Annotated in this window: 26 protein-coding genes; 14 read left to right on the top strand and 12 right to left on the bottom strand. The window is 62.1% G+C overall.

The window, feature by feature from the left end:
• Positions 1–32 precede the first annotated feature (32 nt).
• The 8 genes from IM816_RS09555 (at position 33) to IM816_RS09525 (ending at position 6,909) form a co-directional block, all read left to right on the top strand.
• A complete protein-coding gene (locus IM816_RS09555) occupies positions 33–272 on the top strand; it encodes an HAD family hydrolase (RefSeq protein WP_250337885.1) in 240 nt (79 codons plus the stop codon).
• A 10-nt stretch (positions 273–282) separates the two neighbouring features.
• A complete protein-coding gene (locus IM816_RS18875) occupies positions 283–456 on the top strand; it encodes an HAD family hydrolase (RefSeq protein ID WP_425602572.1) in 174 nt (57 codons plus the stop codon).
• A 175-nt stretch (positions 457–631) separates the two neighbouring features.
• Complete coding sequence (locus IM816_RS09550; RefSeq protein WP_250337884.1) at positions 632–1,171, top strand: MBL fold metallo-hydrolase; 540 nt, start codon at positions 632–634, stop codon at positions 1,169–1,171.
• Positions 1,172–1,376: 205 nt separating this feature from the next.
• The gene (locus IM816_RS09545) at positions 1,377–2,006 is read left to right on the top strand and encodes a hypothetical protein (RefSeq protein ID WP_250337883.1); all 630 of its coding nucleotides are present in this window, start codon (positions 1,377–1,379) and stop codon (positions 2,004–2,006) included.
• A 35-nt stretch (positions 2,007–2,041) separates the two neighbouring features.
• Positions 2,042–2,446 (top strand): ester cyclase, encoded by a 405-nt coding sequence (locus tag IM816_RS09540; protein ID WP_250337882.1) that lies wholly within the window; start codon positions 2,042–2,044, stop codon positions 2,444–2,446.
• Between the two features lie 232 nt (positions 2,447–2,678).
• Complete coding sequence (locus tag IM816_RS09535) at positions 2,679–3,053, top strand: MarR family winged helix-turn-helix transcriptional regulator (protein WP_250337881.1); 375 nt, start codon at positions 2,679–2,681, stop codon at positions 3,051–3,053.
• Positions 3,053–3,868 carry an NAD-dependent epimerase/dehydratase family protein gene (locus IM816_RS09530; protein ID WP_250337880.1) on the top strand — a complete coding sequence of 272 codons (816 nt, stop codon included), beginning with the start codon at positions 3,053–3,055 and terminating at the stop codon, positions 3,866–3,868. Before IM816_RS09535 ends, IM816_RS09530 begins: the two co-directional genes overlap by 1 nt.
• Before the next feature lie 323 nt (positions 3,869–4,191).
• A complete protein-coding gene (locus tag IM816_RS09525; RefSeq protein ID WP_250337879.1) occupies positions 4,192–6,909 on the top strand; it encodes an AAA domain-containing protein in 2,718 nt (905 codons plus the stop codon).
• Between the two features lie 137 nt (positions 6,910–7,046).
• Here the strand turns inward: IM816_RS09525 and map are convergent, their stop codons facing one another.
• Together map and IM816_RS09515 are read right to left on the bottom strand one after the other, a co-directional pair.
• Positions 7,047–7,814 carry a type I methionyl aminopeptidase gene (map, locus tag IM816_RS09520; protein ID WP_250337878.1) on the bottom strand — a complete coding sequence of 256 codons (768 nt, stop codon included), beginning with the start codon at positions 7,812–7,814 and terminating at the stop codon, positions 7,047–7,049.
• Positions 7,811–8,023: a ParD-like family protein gene (locus IM816_RS09515; RefSeq protein WP_250337877.1), complete on the bottom strand. Its 213-nt coding sequence runs from the start codon at positions 8,021–8,023 to the stop codon at positions 7,811–7,813. Before IM816_RS09515 ends, map begins: the two co-directional genes overlap by 4 nt.
• Positions 8,024–8,234: 211 nt before the next feature.
• Between IM816_RS09515 and IM816_RS09510 the strand changes: the two genes are divergently transcribed.
• Together IM816_RS09510 and IM816_RS09505 are read left to right on the top strand one after the other, a co-directional pair.
• Positions 8,235–8,867, top strand: coding sequence for a DUF2239 family protein (locus tag IM816_RS09510; protein WP_250337876.1), 633 nt, complete (start codon positions 8,235–8,237; stop codon positions 8,865–8,867).
• A gap of 36 nt (positions 8,868–8,903) precedes the next feature.
• The gene (locus IM816_RS09505) at positions 8,904–9,356 is read left to right on the top strand and encodes a DUF1330 domain-containing protein (RefSeq protein ID WP_250337875.1); all 453 of its coding nucleotides are present in this window, start codon (positions 8,904–8,906) and stop codon (positions 9,354–9,356) included.
• On the opposite strand, the gene IM816_RS09500 is transcribed toward IM816_RS09505, so the two are convergent.
• The gene (locus tag IM816_RS09500) at positions 9,329–9,772 is read right to left on the bottom strand and encodes an acetyltransferase (RefSeq protein ID WP_345779969.1); all 444 of its coding nucleotides are present in this window, start codon (positions 9,770–9,772) and stop codon (positions 9,329–9,331) included. The two genes, IM816_RS09505 and IM816_RS09500, sit on opposite strands and share 28 nt — an antisense overlap.
• Before the next feature lie 125 nt (positions 9,773–9,897).
• Between IM816_RS09500 and IM816_RS09495 the strand changes: the two genes are divergently transcribed.
• The gene (locus tag IM816_RS09495; RefSeq protein WP_345779944.1) at positions 9,898–10,842 is read left to right on the top strand and encodes an NAD(P)-dependent oxidoreductase; all 945 of its coding nucleotides are present in this window, start codon (positions 9,898–9,900) and stop codon (positions 10,840–10,842) included.
• 116 nt (positions 10,843–10,958) lie between these two features.
• On the opposite strand, the gene IM816_RS09490 is transcribed toward IM816_RS09495, so the two are convergent.
• Genes IM816_RS09490 through IM816_RS09480 form a run of 3 tightly spaced genes read right to left on the bottom strand, consistent with a single transcriptional unit; the run spans position 10,959 to position 13,266 of the window.
• Positions 10,959–12,224, bottom strand: a complete 1,266-nt coding sequence (locus tag IM816_RS09490; protein WP_250337872.1) for an MFS transporter — start codon at positions 12,222–12,224, stop codon at positions 10,959–10,961.
• Between the two features lies 1 nt (position 12,225).
• Positions 12,226–12,789, bottom strand: a complete 564-nt coding sequence (locus IM816_RS09485) for an isochorismatase family protein (protein ID WP_250337871.1) — start codon at positions 12,787–12,789, stop codon at positions 12,226–12,228.
• Between the two features lie 24 nt (positions 12,790–12,813).
• Positions 12,814–13,266: a MarR family winged helix-turn-helix transcriptional regulator gene (locus IM816_RS09480; RefSeq protein ID WP_250337870.1), complete on the bottom strand. Its 453-nt coding sequence runs from the start codon at positions 13,264–13,266 to the stop codon at positions 12,814–12,816.
• 116 nt (positions 13,267–13,382) lie between these two features.
• On the opposite strand from IM816_RS09480, the gene IM816_RS09475 reads away from it, so the two are divergent.
• Positions 13,383–14,024: a dihydrofolate reductase family protein gene (locus IM816_RS09475; RefSeq protein WP_250337869.1), complete on the top strand. Its 642-nt coding sequence runs from the start codon at positions 13,383–13,385 to the stop codon at positions 14,022–14,024.
• 36 nt (positions 14,025–14,060) lie between these two features.
• Here IM816_RS09475 and IM816_RS09470 read toward each other — a convergent pair whose 3' ends face one another.
• Positions 14,061–14,987, bottom strand: coding sequence for an AraC family transcriptional regulator (locus IM816_RS09470; protein WP_250337868.1), 927 nt, complete (start codon positions 14,985–14,987; stop codon positions 14,061–14,063).
• Between the two features lie 97 nt (positions 14,988–15,084).
• On the opposite strand from IM816_RS09470, the gene IM816_RS09465 reads away from it, so the two are divergent.
• The gene (locus tag IM816_RS09465) at positions 15,085–15,828 is read left to right on the top strand and encodes an SDR family oxidoreductase (RefSeq protein WP_250337867.1); all 744 of its coding nucleotides are present in this window, start codon (positions 15,085–15,087) and stop codon (positions 15,826–15,828) included.
• A gap of 66 nt (positions 15,829–15,894) precedes the next feature.
• Here IM816_RS09465 and IM816_RS09460 read toward each other — a convergent pair whose 3' ends face one another.
• Both IM816_RS09460 and IM816_RS09455 read right to left on the bottom strand, forming a co-directional pair.
• Positions 15,895–16,788, bottom strand: coding sequence for a glyoxalase (locus tag IM816_RS09460; protein WP_250337866.1), 894 nt, complete (start codon positions 16,786–16,788; stop codon positions 15,895–15,897).
• A gap of 439 nt (positions 16,789–17,227) precedes the next feature.
• Entirely contained in the window at positions 17,228–18,769 is a 1,542-nt protein-coding gene (locus tag IM816_RS09455; RefSeq protein ID WP_250337865.1) for an FAD-dependent monooxygenase, read from the bottom strand.
• Between the two features lie 274 nt (positions 18,770–19,043).
• Here IM816_RS09455 and IM816_RS09450 point away from each other — a divergent pair, with 274 nt between their 5' ends.
• Positions 19,044–19,811, top strand: a complete 768-nt coding sequence (locus IM816_RS09450; protein WP_345779943.1) for a DUF72 domain-containing protein — start codon at positions 19,044–19,046, stop codon at positions 19,809–19,811.
• 21 nt (positions 19,812–19,832) lie between these two features.
• Here IM816_RS09450 and chrA read toward each other — a convergent pair whose 3' ends face one another.
• From chrA to IM816_RS09435, 3 genes are all read right to left on the bottom strand, one after another.
• A complete protein-coding gene (gene chrA / locus IM816_RS09445; protein WP_250337864.1) occupies positions 19,833–21,035 on the bottom strand; it encodes a chromate efflux transporter in 1,203 nt (400 codons plus the stop codon).
• Positions 21,035–21,457, bottom strand: coding sequence for an arsenate reductase (glutaredoxin) (gene arsC / locus IM816_RS09440; RefSeq protein ID WP_250337863.1), 423 nt, complete (start codon positions 21,455–21,457; stop codon positions 21,035–21,037). The genes chrA and arsC overlap by 1 nt, the downstream gene beginning before the upstream one ends.
• 81 nt (positions 21,458–21,538) lie before the next feature.
• The gene (locus IM816_RS09435; RefSeq protein WP_250337862.1) at positions 21,539–22,453 is read right to left on the bottom strand and encodes a LysR substrate-binding domain-containing protein; all 915 of its coding nucleotides are present in this window, start codon (positions 22,451–22,453) and stop codon (positions 21,539–21,541) included.
• Positions 22,454–22,681 lie beyond the last annotated feature (228 nt).

The following is a 22,681-nucleotide window of genomic DNA, read 5'->3' as shown; positions in this document are numbered from 1 at the left end:
GGACGAAGTCGTAGACGCTGCTGGGCTGCACGGTGTCGCTCGACGAATGGTTAAGGGCGCGCTATGAAGCGATGTCTCCCAACCCTGAGGTGCTGGCGCTGGCAGCGGAGGTATCCAAGACGTACGCGATTGCTGTGCTGACCAATAACAGTCAGCTCGTGTCCGACAACATCGGCTACTTGTGCCCAGCGATCGCGGGCCTCTTTGGCAAGAACGTGTTCGCGTCCGCGTCTTTTTCACGCCGCGAAGCCGTCGCCCGACGTTTTCCTTAAGTGCATCGATGTGTTGGGCTTCACTCCGGCGGAATCGCTTTTTGTCGATGATCTTGCAGCGAACGTGGCGGGTGCGCGAGAGGCGGGACTACACGGGCACGTGTTTACCGGTTCCGCCGCACTTTCCGACAAACTTCGCAGACACCACCTGCGAGTCACTGAGCCTGTCCCGGCGCCCGGCTGACGCGCGCGCCGATAGTCTTCGAGCGAGTGTTACCTTGAATGAAGGCAGCCGAGCGTATACGGCCTAGGCGTCAGTCGTCGCTCCGTTCTTGGCTTCATCGAGCAGCCATTGAGCAAACGCTTGTACCGGCTCGCTGCTCAATCCAATCGGCTCGGGAAGGACGAGGCAGAAGGTTTTGGAAAGGGTTTTTCCTTCTGGCCACGGCGCGACCAGACGACCCGACGCGTCAGGAGAAGCGGTTTTCCCCGATGCGGAGTTAGTCGTCCATCAGCGTGAGGTTTCTTTTTGGAACGACGATGGCAACCTCAGTCGAGCGAGTGAGCGTGCTCGCGGAAACTTTCTGTTTGCCCGGAGGGTATTCGATACGTACCGGGAGAATATGCGTTCGTTTACCGACAACGAAGTCCTGCCTGGCGTCAATGCGATGCCCCTGCCAGGGCATACCGCGGGACATTCCGGTTATCGCATCGAGTCCGACGATCGCAGTCTGCTCGTTTGGGGAGATATCGTTCATTTCCCCCAGATCCAGATTGCTCGCCCCTACGTATCCATAGCCTTCGACCAAGATCCGATGCTTTCCGCCGACACACGCTCACGATTGTTGGACGTCGTCAGCTCGGACAGGATTCTTATCGCTGGCATGCATCTCGGTGAGCTTGGGTTCGCACGTATCGAGCGGATCGGCAAGGCGTACAACATTTCCTATGAAGCGTAGCGGTCGATAGAGCGGCGGGGGGAGGGTGTGGCCGCCTCAGCCCGCCCGACCATCTTGCCGCCCCCCGCAGGGTATGGACTAGAATCGAGCAGGTTGCCCTTTACGGCCAGTTATGACCCTGCCTGACCCGCCCGCTCCCGAGTCCGCGCCCGCGTCTTCGCCGCCGGCACCGGTTCCCGACCCCGCTGTTTTAAAGGACGACGCGATGCACGTGCATGCGCCCGACCACCCCGTCACCACGTGGCGACAATTCCTTATCCATCTCGCCATTGTCACCATCGGCCTGCTCATTGCGCTGAGTTTGGAAGCCTTGGTCGAGGCTTACCACCACCGGTCCCTGGTGCTCGAAGCCCGACGAAACATCGAGCGTGAGATCACCGAGAATCGGGGATTGGTGAAACAGAACATCGCCAGCGTGCAGGCCGATCAGTCGCGCATGAAGACGAACCTGGAGGTGCTGCAGGCGCTTCGCCAATCGCGCGAGGTGCCAAGCGACAGCCGCCTGCAATATCGCCTGGAATGGTCGGCTTTATCCGATAGCGCCTGGGCGACGGCTCGGGATACCGGGGCGCTTGGACACATGGAATATGCGGAAGTGCAGTGTTATGCGGGCATCTATACGCAGCTGCACGTGATCGCCGAGCAGGGTCAGCGCCTGCTGGAAAGCCAGACACGCGCCATCTCGCCCGCCCTGGTCGCCGGCAGTCCTCTTGCGATGACAGAGGCCGAGCGCGACGTGGTGACATCGCGTTCGGCCGACTTGCTGGCGGACCTCAAGGGCGCCGAGCAATTGATGAGTCAATGGGACACCCAGTGCACATCGTCCAAGCCCTGATGCCGTAGCCAGTGCAGAAAGCCGTGGGATAGGTAATGAACGGTCAATCGAAAGAGCGCGCGGCAGCCGGCATGTACGAACGATACATCGACTGTCTGAATGCGCGCACCTGGACCGAACTGGGCAACTTCGTGGCTACCAATGTGGTTCACAACGGGCGACCGTTAGGCCTGGACGGTTACCGGGCCATGCTGGAAGAGAATTACCGCGATATTCCCGACCTTCATTTCAACGTCGACCTCGTCGTGGCGAATGATGAGCACATCGCCGCTCGGCTTCGCTTCGATTGCACCCCTAGCCATGACTTTCTCGGTTTGGGCGTGGAGGGTAGGCGAGTGGTCTTCCATGAGCACGCTTTTTACAGGTTGACGGAAGGGAAGATCGCGGAGGTCTTCTCCGTGATCGACAAAGCGGCCATCGAAGCCCAGTTGCGGCCCTGACGATCGCGCACGACAAGCGCCTTGCGTCAGACGAATCGCTTGTTCGGCAATGGCGCGACGCAGGCCACCGAATCGCATGGGACATTCGTTGTTGACATTTCGTTCGCTGCCTTGCGATATTGGTAAGGTAGCGAACGAATAGGGCGCGTGCACCATGCAGAACGAACGAGACGCCGAAAGTCCAACGATCGGAGCGTGGACGAAACGATGCTATCTGGCGGGACGAGCGCTCATGGACGCCACGCTGCGACCCTACGATTTGGGTTCCACGCAGTGGTACGTGCTCTGGCATCTCGCAAACGCAGGTCCGGTCGTACAGCGCGATCTCGGGCGCGCGCTTGAACTCGAACGTGCGACGTTGAGCGGGATCGTTGCGACGCTCGTCCGCAAAGGGTTGGTGCAGCAGACCTCGGACGGCGATGACCAACGCCAGCGTCTTCTTACGTTGACGCGCTCAGGCACGGCGCTATGGCGCAAGTTGCCGGACCTTTCGTTTATTCACCAAGCGGCTTTCGACGGCATCGACGAAGCCGACCTGGCCACGACGATCCGCGTCCTTCGCTTGGCGACCGAGCGGCTGCAGACGCTTTCGCGAGGTATGAGCTGATGACCATCCTGATAACGGGTGCCACGGGCCTCGTTGGCGAGCGGCTCGTTCCGCGTCTGGTAGAAGCAGGGCTCACTTGTCGCGTTCTGCTGCGCAAAGGGAAAACCTGCCCCGCAGGAGCCACGGCCGTGACGGGCGACATCCTCGATCCTTCGACGCTCTCCGAAGCGGTTCGGGATGTATCGGCCGTCGTACATCTGGCCGCTGTCTTTCGTAGCCCCGATACCGATCTGATCTGGCGAAGCAACCTCGAAGGCACTCGCCATCTGATTGCCGCCGTGCAGGCTCACGCGCCGGGCGCTCGCTTCGTCATGGCGAGCACATCGAACGTATATAACCGGAACGCACAATGGCCTAGTCGGGAGACCGACAACCTCGCGCCTGAGCAGGCCTACCCAGCTAGCAAGGTGGCGGCCGAAAAACTGCTTCGCGAGAGTGGCTTGAACGGGGCGATCCTGCGGTTCCCGTTCGTTTACGGTGACGGCGACGGCCACCTGGAGATGCTGCCAAAGCACCTCGCCACCTTCGGCTTCCATCCTGCCAATCGGATGAGCACCATCCATCACCGTGATATTGCGACGGCAATGACATTGGCGCTCGACGGAGCCTTCGACGGCCGAATCGTCAACCTTTCCGACGAAGCACCGACGACTGTCTATGAATTGGCGGCGATCGTGGGCCGCCCCATGGAACACTCTGCGGAGGCCATGCAAAACCCCTGGCACCTGCACGTCGATGGATCGCTTGCGCGAAGTCTTGGCTTCCAACCGACGGTAAGGACGGTGTATCAGGCTGCGCAGGAGGGGATCCTTTGAGGATATGAATGTACGTCCCGCAACTGTGTAATGACCCGTGGCTTCGAAGCGCGCGATATTGAGTTGCCAACATCTGTTGGGCGGGGCGGTCGTATCGAGCCACCGATCGGCATTTGGCAAGTTGGGCTGATCGCGGTCAGGCCAGGATCGACAGTGTTCCGTCTTCGAGCAATGGCGGAAGCGTCGGCCGACGGGCAAATACACGGAGCCGCTATCGGTCGCTCGTGCAATAGTGGCAAGATAATCCCAGGCGGAGAACTTGGTAGCGTTCGGTTCGGCGTGAGTGCTCGGACGCATCGCATGCGCGTATACATAAGGGACTTATGTTTTCGATTCAGATTGGGGGCGAGGACAAGACCGCGAAGATCAGCGACTGGGCGATTTATTGGAGCGACAAATACGACGCCCTGCAACTGACTTGTTATTACCCCTCCAAGAAAACCTACACTCGCCCGCTCAGCGAATGCCATGTGCACCCCACTCGCGAACTGGGCGAGATGTTGCTAGGCAAGCCCGGAAGCACTGTCGTCACGCCCATCGCCAAGGCGACGATATACGGTGAGCGGTATGCCGTCGTGCACTTCCCGAATACCGAGAAACCTTACGTCTACAATATGGAGGGTATCGCCCTTGTCGCGCCGACTGCGATGAAGGATGCCCCGGTGTTCCGCTATTTCATGGACGTAGCGACTGCCCGGGTGGATCGAGCGGAGTCGAAGACGGACCGCGAAATCGCTGCAAACGTGGTCCGTCAACTGGAAAGACTTCCTGCCAGTGCCGACACCGCTTTGCAGGCCTACTGCACGGGGCGCAACGCCACACGGACGCCGGGCAAGGAACTCATCTATCCATTCGGTCTGAACGAGAGTCAGCTTGCAGCGGTCGAGCGAGCTTTCAGCGCGCAAGTCAGCGTGATCGAGGGCCCACCGGGAACGGGCAAGACTCAGACCATCCTCAACATCCTTGCCAATATTCTGCTGCGCGGGCAAACGGTGGCACTGTTGTCCAACAACAATGCGGCGGTGGAAAACGTCTACGAGAAGCTGAAGAAATGCGGCCTGGACCACCTGATCGCCAAACTTGGCAACCAGGACAATCGCAAAGACTTCTTCGCTGACCTGCCTCCTGGGCCGTCGAGCGAGCCCGTGCCCGCGCCGACCTTGGATGAGATTCAAACCCTGTTGGCCCGCGTGAAGCAGCACTTGCACGATCATAATCGGGCGGCGCTGTTGCAGATCGAGATCGACGAGCTGACCTTCGAGCGGCGCTATCTCCAGCGGTGGCAGGTTGACAGCGGCGCGCAGAACGCCGCCTCGCTAGACAAGTACGAACTGTCTCCGCGTAAGACCGCGGAGCTCATGGCCTATCTCGCCCATCTCGGCGAGGAGCGCATCCGCTTCAAGGACCGCATCGAACTGCTGTTCAATTTTTGGATCTTCCGCACCAAGCCGTTTTCGCAAAGTGATGCGCGTCTGGCTGTTTTTCATGCCCTGCAAATGCACTTCTACGACAAGATGTTGAAAGACAAGGAGGCGGAGCTGCGAGCATGCCAAGAGTCGTTAAAACGCGGAAATTTCGAGGCGGCGCTACAGGCATTGAAGACAGCTTCGATGCGTCATCTGAAGCAGTATCTGCAATGTCGGGGATTGTCATCGGACAGCTTCGATGTCCAGACCTACAGGCATCTGCAACATTTCGATGCCTTCCTACGGCGTTTCCCCATCCTGGGTAGCAGCACGCATTCCATCGTCAATTCCATTGCGCCAGGGGCCATCCTCGATTACGTGATCATCGATGAGGCCTCGTTGCAAGATATCGTGCCGGGCATCCTTGCGCTGGGTTGCGCGAAGAACCTGATCGTCGTCGGGGACAATCGCCAGTTGGCGCATATTCCCGTAGTGCTGGGCCTGCCTGCCCCCGACGACGCCTATGATTGCGAGCGCTATAGCTTGCTTGATTCATGCATCGGCGTATTCAAGGACGCGCTGCCCCGGACCCTGCTGAAAGAACATTACCGCTGTCATCCCAGGATTATTCAGTTCTGCAACCAGCAGTTCTACAACAACGCGCTGGTGCCTATGACCGAGGACAACGGGGAAGCGCCACTACGCCTGGTGGTAACCGCCAAGGGGAACCACACCCGCCAGAACACCAACTTACGGGAGCTCGATTCACTGCTCAAGCTACTTGAGGACGAGGGCGAACCGGTCGCTCTCGACGGCGACGGGCGCGGTTTCATTGCACCGTTCCGGGCACAGGTAAAACTCTCCGATACTCGTCTGCCGGTGGATTTCGTCAAGGACACGGTGCACAAGTTCCAAGGTCGGGAGTGTGACGAGATCGTCTTCTCCACGGTGCTTGACAAGAAGCGCTACAACCAGGAGCGAAAACGCCTGGAATTCGTCGATGACCCGCGCATGATCAACGTGGCCGTGTCGCGGGCCAAGCACCGCTTTACGCTGGTGACGGGCGACGAGGTGTTTACCGGCAACAATGGTCACATCGCGGCGTTGATGCGCTACGTCGCGTATTACGCGCAGGACGAGCAGATCGTACGTGCGCCAGTGGTGTCGGCCTTCGACCTACTGTATCGCGAGTATGATCAAGCTCTGGAGCGCTTGAACGCTCGCTTGCGACCCGAGGACTCACGGTACAGATCCGAGCAAATCACGGCGCAACTGCTGCGAGAGGCACTGTCCGATCCATTGTGCCAGGCACTAATGTGTCATAGCCAAATCAAGCTGGATCAAGTTGCATCACCAAACAACACGACCTTTTCGCAACGTGAGCGCGCATTCATGGCGCGTGCCAGCTGCGATTTCGTGCTGTACTTCAAGGTGGGCAAGACTCCACTGGGAGTGATCGAAGTCGATGGCGGTTCGCACGATCAGCCCGATCAGGCGGCGCGGGACGCATTGAAGAACGGCATCCTGGCGAAAAGTGGCATTCCCATTCTGCGTTTGCGCACTGTGGAGAGCCGTATCGAAGAGAGGATCGCCGACTTTATTGCTCAATGGACGAATCCCGTGCTCGGTACTTGATCTGAGCTGTGGTGAAGGCGTTTCTCGTCAAGCTTCTTGCACGCCATGAATGCCCCATAGCGCGGTATCCATAAACGCCGCGGCGACGCTTGGCATCGGATATTTAAAGACCGGCATTGAAAGCGTCCGTGTCTTGCCTAACGCGGCCTCTGTTCCCCAGCCCGTAACGTCAGAACGCGTACGCCGCTCGCGGTAACCACCACGGTGTGTTCGAACTGGGCTGAGAGTTTTCCGTCGCGGGTGACGACGGTCCAGCCGTCCTCTTCGGTGCGAACGCCGGGCCGTCCTTGGTTGAGCATGGGCTCGATGGTGAATACCATGCCCTCACGCAGAACGAGTCCGGTGCGCGGCTTGCCCCAGTGCAGTACCTGGGGTTCCTCGTGCATTTCGCGGCCAATGCCGTGGCCGCAGTATTCCTTGACGATCGAATAGCCGTTGCGGCGCGCGTGGCGCTCGATGGCGTGTCCCACGTCGCCGAGTGTCGCGCCCGGGCGAACCGTCTGGATACCTTTCCACATGGCTTCATAGGTCGTATGCACGAGCCGCTTTGCGAGCGGCGGCACGTCGCCCACCAGATAGGTCTTACTGGAATCGGCGATGTAGCCGTTCTTTTCCAGCGTGACATCGAAATTGACTATGTCACCCTCCCGCAGGATGTCTGCGGTGGATGGAACACCGTGGCAGACCACCTGGTTGCGAGACGCATTGACTGCGTAGGCGTATCCGTACTGGCCCTTGCTCGCGGGGCGTGCGGCGAGTTCGTGGACGATGAAGTCATCGACCAGATCGTTGATCTGCATGGTCGTCATGCCGATCAGCGGTAGTCGGTCGAGGTACTCGAATACCTCCGCCAAAAGCCGGCCCGATTCCGCCAGCGTCGCGATTTCTTCCGGCGTTTTGGTCACCGTGCCGCTGTCCTGACCGGCTGCGCCACGACACCAGCGGCCTGTAGTTCGCTGGCGATGATCTCGTTGAAACTCAAGGTCGGATTCATTTCACACAGCATGCCGATGCGTATCCAGAACGCGGCCTGCGCGTTGATCGATCGACACGAGACGGTGCTCGCCTTGCGCACCTGGTCGTGCAGTTCGTCCTCGATGTTGACGATGCCCATCAGCTTAGCTCTATATGAAATGTATATGAATCATATATTCGTACTCTCAGGTCATGCAAGCCGGCTAGAGGGCTTTTGTCTGGCGGTTGTGGAAGTCGGGCCGCGACTCCGTAGAGGGTCCCGTGCGGCTCAAGATATTCACCCGGATAAAATTGACGATCTGCATTTAACCCGGGTAATATTTGGTGCAGTCCATCTGACCGAGTACGACATGTCTGATTTCGTTACCAAGTCTTTCACCGCGTTTGCCGACCAAAGAGCGTTGCTCACGGGACCACTGACCGAGGTGGCTCTCGCCGTCAGGCAATACAGCGGAACCGATGCCGTCCTGGTATTCGACGACGTGACGGGCCGGCTCGTCGATCTCGACCTGCGAGGGACCGATGTAGAGATCGTGGAGCGGCTCTCTGAACCGCCGAAGCACTACGTGGGGCGATACGCTCCTAAAGATCCTGAAGCATCCGATGTAAGCACACCGGACGAGACTCAGAAAACGCGGGGCCGTCCGAAACTCGGCGTCGTCGCACGCGAGGTGACCTTACTGCCAAAACAATGGGAATGGCTGGCAGATCAGCCCGGCGGCGCGTCGGCGACGCTAAGGCGTCTTGTCGACGATGCTCGCAAGGGAGCGAATCCTCACCAGCAGAAGCGCGCGGCACAGGACGCCGCGTACCGGTTCATGCAGGCGATCGCGGGTGATTTGCCCGGTTATGAAGAAGCGACGCGTGCACTGTTCGCCGACGACAAGTCGCGACTTGAAGAGCATATGGCCGCTTGGCCCGATGACATTCGCGACTATGCGCTGCGTCTTGCCTGCGGCACGGGCGACGAGCAGCACATGTAGTGGCCCCTCCAACGCGACGCTGTAAGGAACAGACACATGGCTTATCTCGAACCCACCCAGGAAAGCGGACGGCTGTTCGTGCAGCGCGGCCTTTCCGGGCCGGTGGTCATGCTCAATCTACTGAAGTTCAGGGACGTCGCCGATTATTCGAGTCACCCCGACTTGGCACCCGCCGCACCGATCAGCGGTTCACAGGCGTTCGATCGGTACGTCGAACACACGCTGCCTTTCCTATGGGAAAGCGGCGGCGATGTCCTGTTTCTCGGCGAGGGCGGCTCCTTCCTCATCGGCCCGACCGATGAATGTTGGGACAGAATCATGCTCATACGGCAGGCCAGCGTTGCTTCCTTTCTTTCGTTCGCCTGCCACGCGGGTTATTTGGAGGGGCTTGGTCATCGGATGGCAGCCGTTGCGGATTCCCGACTTCTGCCGATGTCCGAAATGCGTTTGCCCGCCGCTCGTTACGAGCGATCGCGGTATTCGAGGTGAATAAGAGGATAAGGCCGGCCTTGTCCGTCGACCGGCGAACGACCAACGCGCAGGAAGCCCATGCTTTCGTAGAAGCCGATAGCCTGACCATTCTGTTCATTCACGTCGGTGGTCAGTTTCGGGTGCATCGCAAGGCCGTGACGCACGAGCGCAGCGCCTAGACCCTTGCCATGAAACGCTGGATCGACGAAGAGTGCTTCCATGTGTCCGTTGTCGATGAGCATGAAAGCGAGTGGGCTGTCATTGCCATCTACGGCTAGCCAGAGCGGCGCTTGAGGCAGAAAGCCGCAAACCATGTCGTCGATGGCGAGGCGATCCTCCGACGAGAGAAAATCATGCGTCGCGTCGACGGCACTACGCCAAATGTCGATGACGCGATGACCGTCATCAGCCCGGGAAAGTCTGATCTTAATCACGGGGGTGTCTTTATTCATTCACTTGGCGAGATTTTATCCGACTGTCGAACAGGCCAGCCACACCACTCGGCCTTTTGATACCGCAGCGCTTGACGGTGATGCGAATGGATTAATCTTCCAAAAAAATGGGAAGCATCACGATGACGGCGTCGACACCGGTTGGCTTTGTCGGACTTGGCACGATGGGACTGCCGATGGCCTCCAACCTTGCGCGGGCGGGGACGGACCTGATCGTATGGAACCGCTCTGCCGAACGTTGTGACTCACTCGTTGCGCTCGGGGCTACCGCGGTACCCAACCTGATCGACGTCTTCGCGCGGTGCGAGACCGTGATCCTGATGCTTGCCGACGAAGCCGCCACCGATGATGTGTTGGGGCGCGGGTTCCCCGATTTCGCAAAGCGTGTGTCCGGCCGCATGGTCGTATCGATGGGCACGTTTCGCCCCGAATATTCGCTCGGCCTGGCGAATGCGATCGGCGACGCAGGCGGGCGTTATGTCGAAGCGCCCGTCTCGGGCTCGCGCAAACCCGCGGAGGCTGGCGAACTGGTCGGGATGCTCGCTGGCGAGCCGGACGACCTTGCAGCGGTCGAACCGCTGCTCGCTCCCCTGTGTCGTCAGGTATTTCGATGTGGTCCGGCACCCAATGCCCTGCGGATGAAACTCGCAGTCAACGTCTTCCTTATCACGATGGTCACCGGGCTCGCCGAGGCAGCACATTTCGCCGATCGCCACGGCCTCGATCTCGATCGCTTCGCGGCGATCCTCGATGCGGGCCCGATGGCAAGCGATGTGTCTCGCGTCAAGGTAGCGAAGCTGGTACGTCGTGATTTCACGCGGCAGGCAGGTATCTCGGATGTTCTGAAGAACAATCGCCTCATCGTTGAAGCGGCCCAGGGAGCGGGCATAGCGGTGCCGCAAATGGACGCCTGCGTGAGGCTCTACGCGGAAACGGAAGGCCTTGGCTTCGGCAGCGACGACATGATCGCAGTGGTGCGCGCCATCGAAAAGCGGACGGCATCGATGGCCCAACACGACGCGCCTGGTACGAAGGCACCCCACGGCTGGTGAAGTCGATACCCAATCAGGGCAAGCCTTCGTTGTAGGTGCCGCCATGGCGAGGCCCGGTTGCGATGAGGCCAGGTTTTCTCGCCGCCGTGGCGGCTCCTACCGAGCGAACTGCGACGTTAGGGTTGCGGCGAATCCAGCAACGTACGCGCGTCGGGTTCTGTCAATGAAAGCTGATGAACCCGACGTCGCATCGCATAGCCGGCTACTATCGCGGCCGCAAAGCCGGACACCGCGCCGACGCCTAGCGACCAGCGCGGTCCGGCGTGATCGGCCACCCATCCGACGATCGGAGCGCCGATCGGCGTGCCACCGAGCGCGACGCCCAAGCGCAATGCCATCACACGTCCGCGCATGGCAGGTTGCGTGGAGAGCTGCATCAGGCTTGTCGTTGCATTGGTGAACGTAAGCGCCGCTACACCAATCACGACCAGGGCAGCGGCAAACAAGATGTAACTCGGCGCGATGGCAGCGAGCGTGCAGCCGAGCCCGAACACGGCTGCACCGACGAGCAAGGACATGAATTCTGGCCGGTCGCGGCCGGCAGCGAGAAGGGCACCCGAGACGGTGCCGATCGCCATGATCGATGACAACAGGCCATAGCCCCGCGCATCGGCGTGGAACACGCCGACCGCCATGGTGGAAATGAAGATCGGGAAGTTCAGGCCGAACGTGCCGATCAGGAATAGCATGGCAAGCATCGCCATGAGGTCCGGCCGAGATGCCACGTAACGCAGCCCGCCCGTCATGCTGCCTTTAGCTCGGCGAGCGCGTGCATGCGCATGCAGTTTTGAGACGCGTAGCAGAAAAAGGGACGCCAGCACCGCCACGAAACTGGCGCCGTTGATCAGGAATGCCCAGCCCGTGCCTACCGACGCGATGACCAGGCCAGCCACGGCCGGCCCGATCATGCGCGCCGCATTGAACGACGTGGAGTTGAGCGCCACCGCATTCGGCAGGTCAGCATCGCCGACCAGTTCCGTTACGAAGGTCTGGCGCACGGGCGCATCGAAGGCCGAGGCGCAACCCGACAGGAAGGCGAAGACATAGACGTGCCAGAGCTGGACGATACCTGTGAGCGTCAGGAGTCCCAATGCCAAGGCAAGAAGGCCCATGCTCGCCTGCGTCGCCATCAACAGCTTGCGCTGGTTGTAGTGGTCAGCCGCGAAGCCCGTCCACGGCAACAGCAGAAGCTGCGGCCCGAATTGAAGTGCCATGACCGTGCCTACGGCTGACGCGTTGTGCGGCGTAAGCTGCGTCAGCACGAGCCAGTCCTGCGCCGTGCGCTGCATCCACGTACCCACGTTGGATACCAGCGATCCCGCAGCCCATAGTCGATAGTTGGGCTTCTTTAGCGAGCGGAACATGCCGGTCGTGGCGGACACGTCAGCCGTTCCGGGCTTCCAGCATGTCGATGATGTCCTGGGCGGTGCCCGTTTCACCGAGCCTCGGGAAGACGTTCGCGATGCTGTACTCGTGTGCCTCGGCACGCCCGTCGGTCATGGCATCGATGGCCAGGGTGACGTTGAACCCGTGCTCGTAGGCCTGGCGCGCGGTCGACTCGACGCCGGTGGCTGTCGCCACGCCGGTCACCACGACCTGAGTCACGCCCAGCGCACGCAGACGCTGTTCGAGATCCGTACGCGCAAACGCACCCCAGGTATGTTTGGTGACAAGGAGGTCGCCGGGTTGCCGATCGAGTTGCGGGATGAGATCGGTCCATCCTTCGGGGATCGTGTCGAGCAGGCGAGGGCGCTCGGTACGCCCAGGGGCGACACCGGCCACATTCACCAGCACCACCGGCAAACCGCGCCGACGAAACGCGCCCAGCAGCGCTTGCGTGCGTTCGATGATGCCGTCGATGGGATGGGCGAGCGGATAGCCGACGATGCCGTTTTGCAGATCGACAACGATGAGCGCGGTATGCGGATCGAGCGCAGTGATAGCCATCAGGATTTCCTTGGGGGAGGGAGCTCAGAACTCGGCAAGACGTTGCAGCAGCTTCACAGCCGACGCGAGTTCGGCGTGTTCCTGCGGGGAGAGTTGTGCCTGCAGGGCGCGGACCAGCCAGTCTTCTTTGGCCGAGCGGCTGGCCTTGAGGGTTTTCCGGAAGGCGGGCGTCAGGTCCACGAGGGTTTGTCGACCATCGTTGGGATCGGGTTTGCCGCTGATGGCTTTCATCGCCTCGAGCGCGGCGACCGTGACACGCATGGATTGCGGGCGAACGCTTTCGGCGCGAGCCAGGGCGGACACGGTGGCGGGTCCGTCACGGTCCAGGCGGAGCAATACCGATTTCTGACTGGATGTGAAGTCGCCGGGACTGGCCTGTTCGCGCACGCGACGAAGCAGCTTCCCAACCGATATGCGCAGTTCGGCTGCGAGGGTTGAGACTGGCGGCGCATCGGCTGGATTGTGTGGCTTGGCCATGACGACTCCTGATATCTACAGTTAAACTGTACAGATAAGCTGCATTGATGGTCAAGGCACGCTCTTCCTTGCGGTGTAAGATCGCGGCAGACAACGTATGACGAGGAGGTGTGGCGATGGGACGAGTGAGAGTGGGTGCGTTTTCCCTGTCGATCGACGGTTTCGGGGCGGGGCCTGAGCAAAGCCTCGAGGCGCCGCTGGGCAAGCGTGGCGGGGAACTGCACCGATGGTTCTTTGCCACGAAGACCTTCTGTTCGATGGTGGGGAAGGAGGGCGGCTCCACAGGCGTCGATGAGCATTACGCATCGCGCGGCAATTCAGGTTTCGGTGCCTTCATTCTTGGCCGCAACATGTTCAGCCACTCGCGCGGCGATTGGGCCGACCTGAGTTGGAAAGGCTGGTGGGGCGACAATCCGCCGTATCACGCGCCGACCTTCATCCTCACGCAGTACCCTCGCGAATCGATCGTCATGGAAGGAGGCACTACGTTCCATTTCGTCACCGGCGGCATTGAGGAGGCCCTGGAACGGGCCAAGGCCGCAGCAGGCGACAAGGACGTGAAGATCGGTGGCGGCGTGAGCACGGTGCGTCAATACCTCACGGCGGGGCTCATCGACGAGATGCACTTCGCCATCTCACCGGTACTGCTCGGCCGTGGCGAGGCCATGTTCGAGGGCATCGACGTCCCGGGGCTGGGGTTCAAGGTCGTGTCACACGAGAACACCGAGCTCGCGACGCACATCGTTCTTGCCAAGTGAGCGACGTCAGCGACGGCGCCTGTCGTTAGCGCTTCGTCATGCGGTTTCTGCTGCCGCCGCCACGTCGTTCCCGCCACGCGCATACCGTGCCGGCGGCACGCCCACGTGACGAGTGAATGCCACACTGAACGCGCTGGCTGAGCCGTAGCCAACGCGGTCGGCGATGTCCGTGATGCCTTGATCGCCGTTTCGAAGCAGGCTCTTGGCGAGCGCCATACGCCAGTTCAGCAGATACGCCATGGGTGCGAGACCGACGGCACGCTGGAAGCGTTCGAAGAACGCCGAACGCGACAGGGCGGCTTCCTTGGCGAGTTGCGCCACCGTCCACGATCGGTTCGGTTGTTCGTGCATGAGCCGCAATGTGACGGCGAGTCGTTCGTCTGCCAGAGCTCGCGCCAAGCCAGGCGATGCCTTCGTGCCGGCAGCGGAGCGCAGGGCCTCGATGAACAGCACTTCGAGCAGGCGTGCAAGCACCACGTCGCGGGCAGGCCGCTGCTCCCGAAACTCGTCTCTGACGAGTTCCACCAGCGTCGCCAATCGGGGCTCGCCGCGCACGTGCACCACGTTGGGAAGCAGCGACACGAGCAACGCTGCGTCCGGTGAGCCGAAGCGGCAATGGCCGATCAGCATGCGCAGGTCGGCCTCTCCGTCCGGGTCGCCGACCCGGAATTCACCCGTGGCGATCGCCACCGGCACGGCCTCAGGGATACCTGCCGGTACCGTCACGAGGCTGGACATCGCCATATCGTAGGCATCCGGAACGAGCAGGAAATCACCTGCGCGCAGTTCGATGGGCTCGTGTGCTTCGCTCTCGAAACGGCAGGCACCTTCGATGATGACGCAGTAGAACGGCTGGCCGGCCTCGGAACGGCGGACCTGCCAAGGCCCCGAGCCCACCACTCGCTTCGAGTGCCCCGCACTGAGTTGGAGCAGCGTGACCACCTCCGCCAGCGGATCGATCATGTCCGGACTCCTGCTAATGAATGAGCGACGATGAATGATAGGAAGTACGGCCCCCGAGATCTATCGTGCTTTCCATCCACTGCAACCAAGGCGCGTCATGAAAACCATTCTGATCACTGGATGTTCCTCGGGCTTCGGCCTCGACACCGCCAAGCTCTTCGCCGAGCGCGACTGGAATGTGGTCGCGACGATGCGCTCGCCGCGCGACGACGTGCTGCCTCGGTCCCCGAACCTGCGTGTGATCGCGCTCGACGTTACCGACCCTCGAAGCATTCGACAGGCCATCGAGGCAGCGGGACCGCTGGATGCCGTCGTCAACAATGCGGGCGTCGGTGCGGCGACACCGTTCGAAATCACGACCATGGCGACGATTCGCCAACTGTTCGAGACGAATACCTTCGGCACCATGGCGGTCACGCAAGCGGTGCTGCCGCAATTCAGGGAGCGCCGATCGGGCGTGGTGGTGAACGTCACTTCAGCCGTCACCTTGCGAGCGATTCCTCTCTTGGCGGCGTACACCGCGAGCAAGGCGGCGGTGCATGGATTCACTGAATCGATGGCGGAAGAACTGAAGCCTTTCGGCGTGCGTGCGCATCTGGTGCTGCCCGGGCGTGCGCCCGATACCCGTTTCGGCGAGAACGCTCGTGGCCATATGCAGGGCCTCGATCACGAGGCGTATGCCGAACTGGTACAAGGTTTCGTGGCTGGCATGCGCGAGCCGGGTCCGGTCACGCATGCGCGCGACGTGGCCGAGGCGGTATGGCGCGCGGTGACCGACCCCGGCACGCCCATGCGGATTCCCGCGGGCGCAGATGCGACGCTCTGGTTCAAGGGGCGTTGATTTCCGCTACGTGTGTGACGTACGAAGGCACGGCGTCATGCGGTGCCTTCTTTCGGCATCACGCGATCAATGCGCAAGCGGCGCGTGGATCTCGGCGATGTATCCGCCAGGGAAGCGCACGATGGCGGACTGACGATCGGCTTCCGCATGCGCCGGTACCAGCGTTTCGACGCCTGCCGCCTGTGCCTTGGCGAGCGTGGCCGCCAGGTCGGCGACTTCGTAGCCAGTGACATCGCGGCCATACGGCCACGGCAACTGTCCGTTGGACACTCTCACGGTCATGAGGCCGTAGCCGGACGTGAGGCGAATGCGGCGGTAGGTCGTGCCGGGCTGACCGATCTCCACGCCTGGCGCGGCCTTGTCATCGGCGATCACCTTGGCATGGGCGAAGCGCGTCCAGCTCTTCACGAACGTGTCGGCGCTGTCGGCCGTGAGGTAGACGCGGTTTTCGGGGATCGTCGCAAGCGCCGGGTAGCTGGGCTTGGTGGTGTGCCAGTAGAGCTGCATGTTCACGCCGCCGGGCCACTGCACCACGGCATCCCGGCCGATCGGGTCGGGGAACGTGGCGATGAGTCGTGCCGCGCCGGACTTCACCGCCGCGTCGACCGCCGCATCGATGTCGGTCACGAGATAGCCATTGCGCTCGACACCGAACGGGTAGGGCACCGGCGTCGTGAAGCCGAACACCGAGAGCGAACCGGCCGGCGTCAGCACGAGTTGCGACCAGGTCTTGCTCGGCGTCGGGGTGACCTGGAACGCACCTTTCTTGCTGGTCGTACCGCCGAACGTGGCAATGAGGCTCTGAACGCAGCGGTCGAAGTCCTCCGGTGCCACATAGACGTGCGTGGAGTCGTATTGTGAACCGACGGCGTAATCGACAGTGGATTCGCGAGCGATCGCAGGCATGGCCGGGGCAGCACCAAGCATCAGCGCGAAAGCAAAAAGCGGCAAGCGGTTCATGGCAATTCTCCGTATATGACGCGGTGTCCGGCTCGACAGTCGCGATCGAGAGTCGTTTGGTTCGTCATGGCACGTCCAGACGCCACGCATGCGAACCGCGTAAGCGTCCGAACGTTAGGAAACGCCACTATCGACCGCAAGCTATACGAAGGGGCTAAGCGAAAACTTGCGAGCAACGCGAACGCCGGAAAACGCGCGAGCGGTGCCTGACCTGCCAGTTCACTCGCGGTGGCTACGGTGGGGGCCAGCCTGCTGGCGATGGGGATGACAGCAGCCCAACAGCGGCTGGGATCCTCTTGGTGGCGAGAGAACCCTTCCGTGTTCTGAAACCCTTGCGGCAGGTTGATTGAGTACCTGCGCAATGAGGTTGCCTGCTTCGCCAGCAGGCTGGCTCCCACCAAGCGCGCTTCAGACGATGCGCCGGGCGTAGAGATGACGGTCACGCGGCGTGCCCAGGATTCCCGAACCAGCGCCGCAGGGCGAACTCAAGCCCTTCATCGGCATCGTCATCACGGGCCCAGGCCACGATGCCGTCGGGTCGGACGAGCATGGCACTCAAGCCCCAGCGTTGCTCCGCATCGCAGGCCACATAGGTGACACGGTCGCACCATCCCTGCGCAAGATCGCGACGCGTCGTGCGTCGGTCGAAGTCGAGCAGAAGTCCACCACCGAGCCGGAGCAGGGCATCGAGCCGCGTACCATCGCGCGCTTCGATCGGCGGCGCGCTGCATCCCACGAGCGGGTGTTCATCGCCCAGGTCGTAGCGCAGACCCACACCCCATACGCGCTCGGCGAAATACGTGGCGCCGTCATGCGTCTCCATGAGGTCGTGGAGGATCGCTCCGAGCGCACGCGATCCCGCATCAGGCCGCATCAACGTCACCTGCGCCCGTGAGGCGTCGAGAACGCGAGCGGCTACTGGCTGGCGTTCGTGTTCGTAGCTGTCGAGAAGGTCGCTCGGCGCGTTGCCTTTCAGCGTCGCAGCGAGCTTCCAGCCCAGATTCATCGCATCGCCCAGCCCGAGGTTGAGGCCCTGACCACCGAGCGGCGAATGGATATGTGCCGCATCGCCGGCAAGCAGCACGCGACCTTGTCGGTAACGGCTCGCTTGAAAGGCTCGATCGGTCCAGGTGGTCGCCACGTGGAGAGTGGCGACGCTCACGTCGGTGCGAGCAATGCGGCGCAACACGCTCTCGATGTGCTCGCGTGTGAGCGGTCCCGTGCGGTGAGCGGCGCCGCCGTCGAAGTCGACCATCGCGATCGTGCCTGGCGCCGCATACGTGTATACGCCAGTGACGGTGTAATGCCGCCCTGGCTTGAGCGACTCGGCATCGGCGAGTGTCACCCGCGCCGAATAGCCGGTGAACTCGGGTTCGGTGCCCGTGAACGCGATGCCCGCCGCCTTGCGCACGGCGCTGCGTGCGCCGTCGCAACCCACGAGCCAGCGCGTGCGGAACGACTCGCCGCGCGTACGGACGACCACGCCATCGTCAAAGGATTCCAGACCTTCGACCCCACACCCGCGATGCAAAACGACGCCCAGCGCGCCTGAGCGGCGCGCGAAGATCGCCTCGATGCTCGCCATGTCGGCCGCAAAAGTATCCGGCAGCGGAGGCAGACGGTACGGCCACGCCGTCGGATCGATGCGGTCGTGGAAGAACGGGATGCCGGCGAAATGACCGCCCGGCCGCCGTGGCGTTGCCTGCATCCAGTGCGGTGTGTGGGGTGAGGTGTATTCGGCGACATGCGCCTTCAGCGGGTCGAGTAGACCACGACGTTCGAGGCTTTCAAGAGAGGGCACGGTAAGGCCGCGCAGCCCCAATGGCAGATCCTTCAACGGGGAATGCGGATCGGGTTCGCGTTCGAGCACGATGACGGAACAGCCCGCCAGCCGAAGTTCGCAGGCGAGAAACAGCCCAACCGGGCCGGCACCGGCGATGGCGACGTCGACGTCGTGGATATGAGCATGAGCGGTGTGCATGAGGTGGCTCCTTGGTCAGTGTTCGACCGGAGCGTTCCTCTTCACAGGAATCCGCACGGACGAACGAAGGGACGCCAGGCGTCCGATGTTCGTCGTGGGGATCTTCTGCACGAGGCCAAAGACCAGAGCTTTCGTTACCGAAAGGACTTGGGCTTACCAGACCAAGTCTGCCTTTTCCGACATGCGCCGGATGCTAGCACGCGGCAGACGCGGTGTTGACGGCGTTGCCGATAAATAAGGAGGGCGCGCAACCACCTTCATGGAGCCGAGCACGGTGCAGAAACCAAGACCCGTCGCGTCACCCGAAACCGCCATGCGCGTGGGCTGCGCCGGCTGGTCCCTCTCATCGGAGGTGGCGGGCAACTTCCCTGGGGAGGGCAGTCACCTGGAACGGTACGCACGCGTGTTTTCATGCGTGGAAATCAACTCATCGTTCTACCGTCCACATCAACCGAAGACCTATCGGCGCTGGGCGGAAAGCGTGCCCGATGGCTTTCGTTTCAGTGTGAAGATGCCTCGCACGATCACGCACGAACGTCGGCTTCAAGACTGTGATGACTTGGTCCGTGCGTTCTGCGATGAGATCGCGTCGCTGGGCGAGAAGCTGGGCTGCCTTCTCGTGCAACTGCCACCGAGCCTCGCGCTGGACCACAACGTCGCCGCCACGTTCTTCGCCTTGCTCCGCAAAAACGCAACCGCGCGTGTGGCCTGCGAGCCGAGGCATGCCACGTGGTTTACACCGCGCGGTAACGCGATACTTGCCGACGTCGGCGTGGCATGCGTCCAGGCGGATCCGGCGCCCGTCGCTCATGCCGCGTGCACGGGCGATCCGTCGCTGCTGTATCTCCGCTTGCATGGTTCGCCCGACATCTATTACTCGGCGTATGACGATGCCTTCATCGACGACATTGCAACGGGGCTGCACCGTGCATACAAGGCGAAGACGGACGTCTGGTGCATCTTCGACAACACCGCGCGCGGCGCGGCCGTGCCTAACGCGTTGCGGATGATGGAACGGCTTGCCACTCAGTCCACGCATTGATGCCCAGTAGCCAGTTGGCGATCAGGAATAGACCCAACCCAGCACAGCGGTAAGCATGACTATCAACACGGGCGGTGCGCGCCCGATCGTGAGCAGGCCAAAGGCGAGCAACGCCAGCCCAAAGTCGCGCGGCCCATGGATGGCGCTGGTCCAGACGGGATCGTAGAGCGCAGAAATCAGGATACCCACCACGCCTGCGTTGATGCCTGCCATCGCCATGCGTATGCCGTGGCGTTGGCGCAACGTATCCCAGAACGGCAAGGCGCCCACCAGGATGAGGAAGGCGGGCAGGAAGAGCGTGACAAGCAGCGCGACACCACCGACCCAGCCGTCCAACGGCCCATGCGCCACAGCGCCGAGATACGCGGCAAAGGTGAACAACGGTCCCGGCACGGCCTGCGCCGCGCCATAGCCCGCCAGGAATTCGGCATTGCTTACTGCGCCGCTGGGTACGACAGTCGCCTGCAGCAAGGGCAGCACCACGTGTCCACCGCCGAAGACCAACGCACCCGCGCGGTACACGCCATCCAGTAGAGCAAGCACGGACGAGCCGCTGATTACGGCACCCAACGGCAGGACGACAAGCAGTATGACGAACAGCGAAAGCGCTATGACGCCCGTCGCGCGCGACACCGGGTAGCGATGTGCTTGGCCGCTGGCGACCTCAGGAAGCGAAAGGCCGTAGCGTCCGATCAAGGCGGCAACGGCGAGCGCACCGATCTGCCCCACGGCCGAAGGCAGCAGCAAGGTCGTCAAGGCGGCGAGAATCGCCAGTGCGGCGCGGGGCCGATCCGGACACAGCGTACGTGCCATGCCCCAGACCGCCTGAGCCACGATGGCGACGGCCACGATTTTCAGACCATGCACCCAACCCGACTCGGCGACGTCCGGTGCGTACGCGATGCCATAGGCGAACAGGATCATGACGATGGCGGAGGGCAAGGTAAAACCGAGCCACGCCCCAAGCAGTCCGGGCCACCCCGCTCGCGCAAGGCCTATCGCCATGCCGACCTGACTGCTCGCTGGCCCGGGCAGGAACTGACAAAGCGCCACGAGGTCGGCGTAGCCACGATCGTCCAGCCAGCGTCGGCGCTCCACGAATTCCGCGCGGAAATATCCCAGGTGCGCGATCGGCCCGCCAAACGAGGTCAGGCCCAGACGCAGGAACGCCAGGAACACCCGCCACGCGCTGTCGCGTTGTGCGGCGGGCGCGCCATCGTCCATCAGACGCGGCGCCCCTCGGCATCCACGACGGGCTCGCCGTCTTCCTTGGCGAAGGCGCCTTGCTGTGCATTCGGCAGAATCTCGAGCACGGCTTCCGACGGCCGGCACAGACGCGTGCCCAGCGGCGTGACCACGATCGGGCGGTTGATGAGGATCGGGTGCGCAAGCATGAAGTCGATCAGCGCGTCGTCGCTCCACCTGGGGTCGCCGAGGCCAAGTTCCTCGTAGGGCGTTCCCTTGATGCGCAATACGTCGCGTACGGGTACGCCCATTGCGGCGATCAGCCCTTGCAGCGTGGCGCGATCGGGCGGGGTCTTCAGGTACTCGATCACGGTGGGCTCCTCACCGCTGTTGCGGATGAGGCCCAGTACGTTGCGCGAGGTACCACAGGCAGGGTTGTGATAGATCGTGATGTCGCTCATGGATCGATTCCCGTAACGCGTCGATGGCGTTCATACCAGTCATGCGAGCGCTTGACCAGGGAATCGACCGGGCCCGAGAGCTTAGGCCCGGCCAGGCACCAGTTGCTGCCAGCGTTCGGACATCTCGAGCACGCTTTTCTGCACGAAACGTACGAAGTTGAGCGTGGCGTCGCTGACGACGCGGGTGGACATCGTCAGCGCATGCAAAGGCAGTGGGGCCGGCTCGAAGGCGTCCAGCACGGTGCGCAGGCGACCGGCGGCGATGTCGTTGGCCACCATGAACAACGGCAACTGGGCAAAGCCCACGCCCGCGCGTGCCGCAGCAAGCAAGGCGCCCAGATCGGCCGACGCCATGCGGGCATTGCGTCGACGCGGTGCCAGACCGCGGAACATCCAATAGCCGGACGTCTCGCTGGCGTAGCTGAGGCAGTGGCCTTCGTCGAGGCGTGCCGGGTGCTCCGGTTCACCAAGACGGCGCACCAATTCGGGGCTGGCGATCGTCACCAGACGCACGTCGCCCAGTGAACGCGCCACGATGTCGCCGCTGTCCGGCAGAGTCTCGCGCAGGCTAAGGATCACGTCGGTCTGTTGGCGCAGCAGTGCCTCCACCCCGGTGCCACCGGTGCTGACGGACAGGCGGATGCGCGCGTGGGCGGTGGCGAATCCGGGGACCAGCTCCGCTACCAGAGGCGAGAGCAGTCCCTGCGCTTCGATCCGCACCAGGCTTTGCGCGGCACCCTCCGCCATGGCGGCTTGCTCCGCTGCGGTGGCCGCTTCGCACATGGCCGCGGCGTGTCGATAGACGCGCTCGCCGGTCGGCGTGATGGCGAACTGCCGTGCGTTTCGGTGCAGCAGGCGTGCGCCAAGACGATCTTCCAGCGCAATGATCCGGCGGCTGAGCAACGAGCGGGTCGTACCCAAGCGGCTGGCGGCGGCGGAGAAGCCCCCGGCTTCAATGACCTGAACCAGTAGGAACAGGTCGGTAAGGTTGTTCATTCGGTCCATTGCGTTGCGCGCCGGCATGCTGCCGGAAGTCGCTTCCCCCCGTGAACGGCACCCCATACGTGCCAAAGCTTAGTCTAAGGAAGGGACATTCTTGCCGTTTTTGCGCAAGCGGTCATTTCCTTTGCTGGAGGGGAAAAATCTCATTCGAAGGCCTATACTGCTGCCGAAAACGCTCTTGACCGCCCGTGAAGGGCGGCAATGGGTGCGCAGGGGGAACAC

Source organism: Luteibacter flocculans (assembly GCF_023612255.1).
Taxonomy (GTDB): Bacteria; Pseudomonadota; Gammaproteobacteria; order Xanthomonadales; family Rhodanobacteraceae; genus Luteibacter; species Luteibacter flocculans.
Note: the sequence above shows the minus strand (reverse complement) of the source record. Positions and strands in the feature narration are given on the sequence as shown.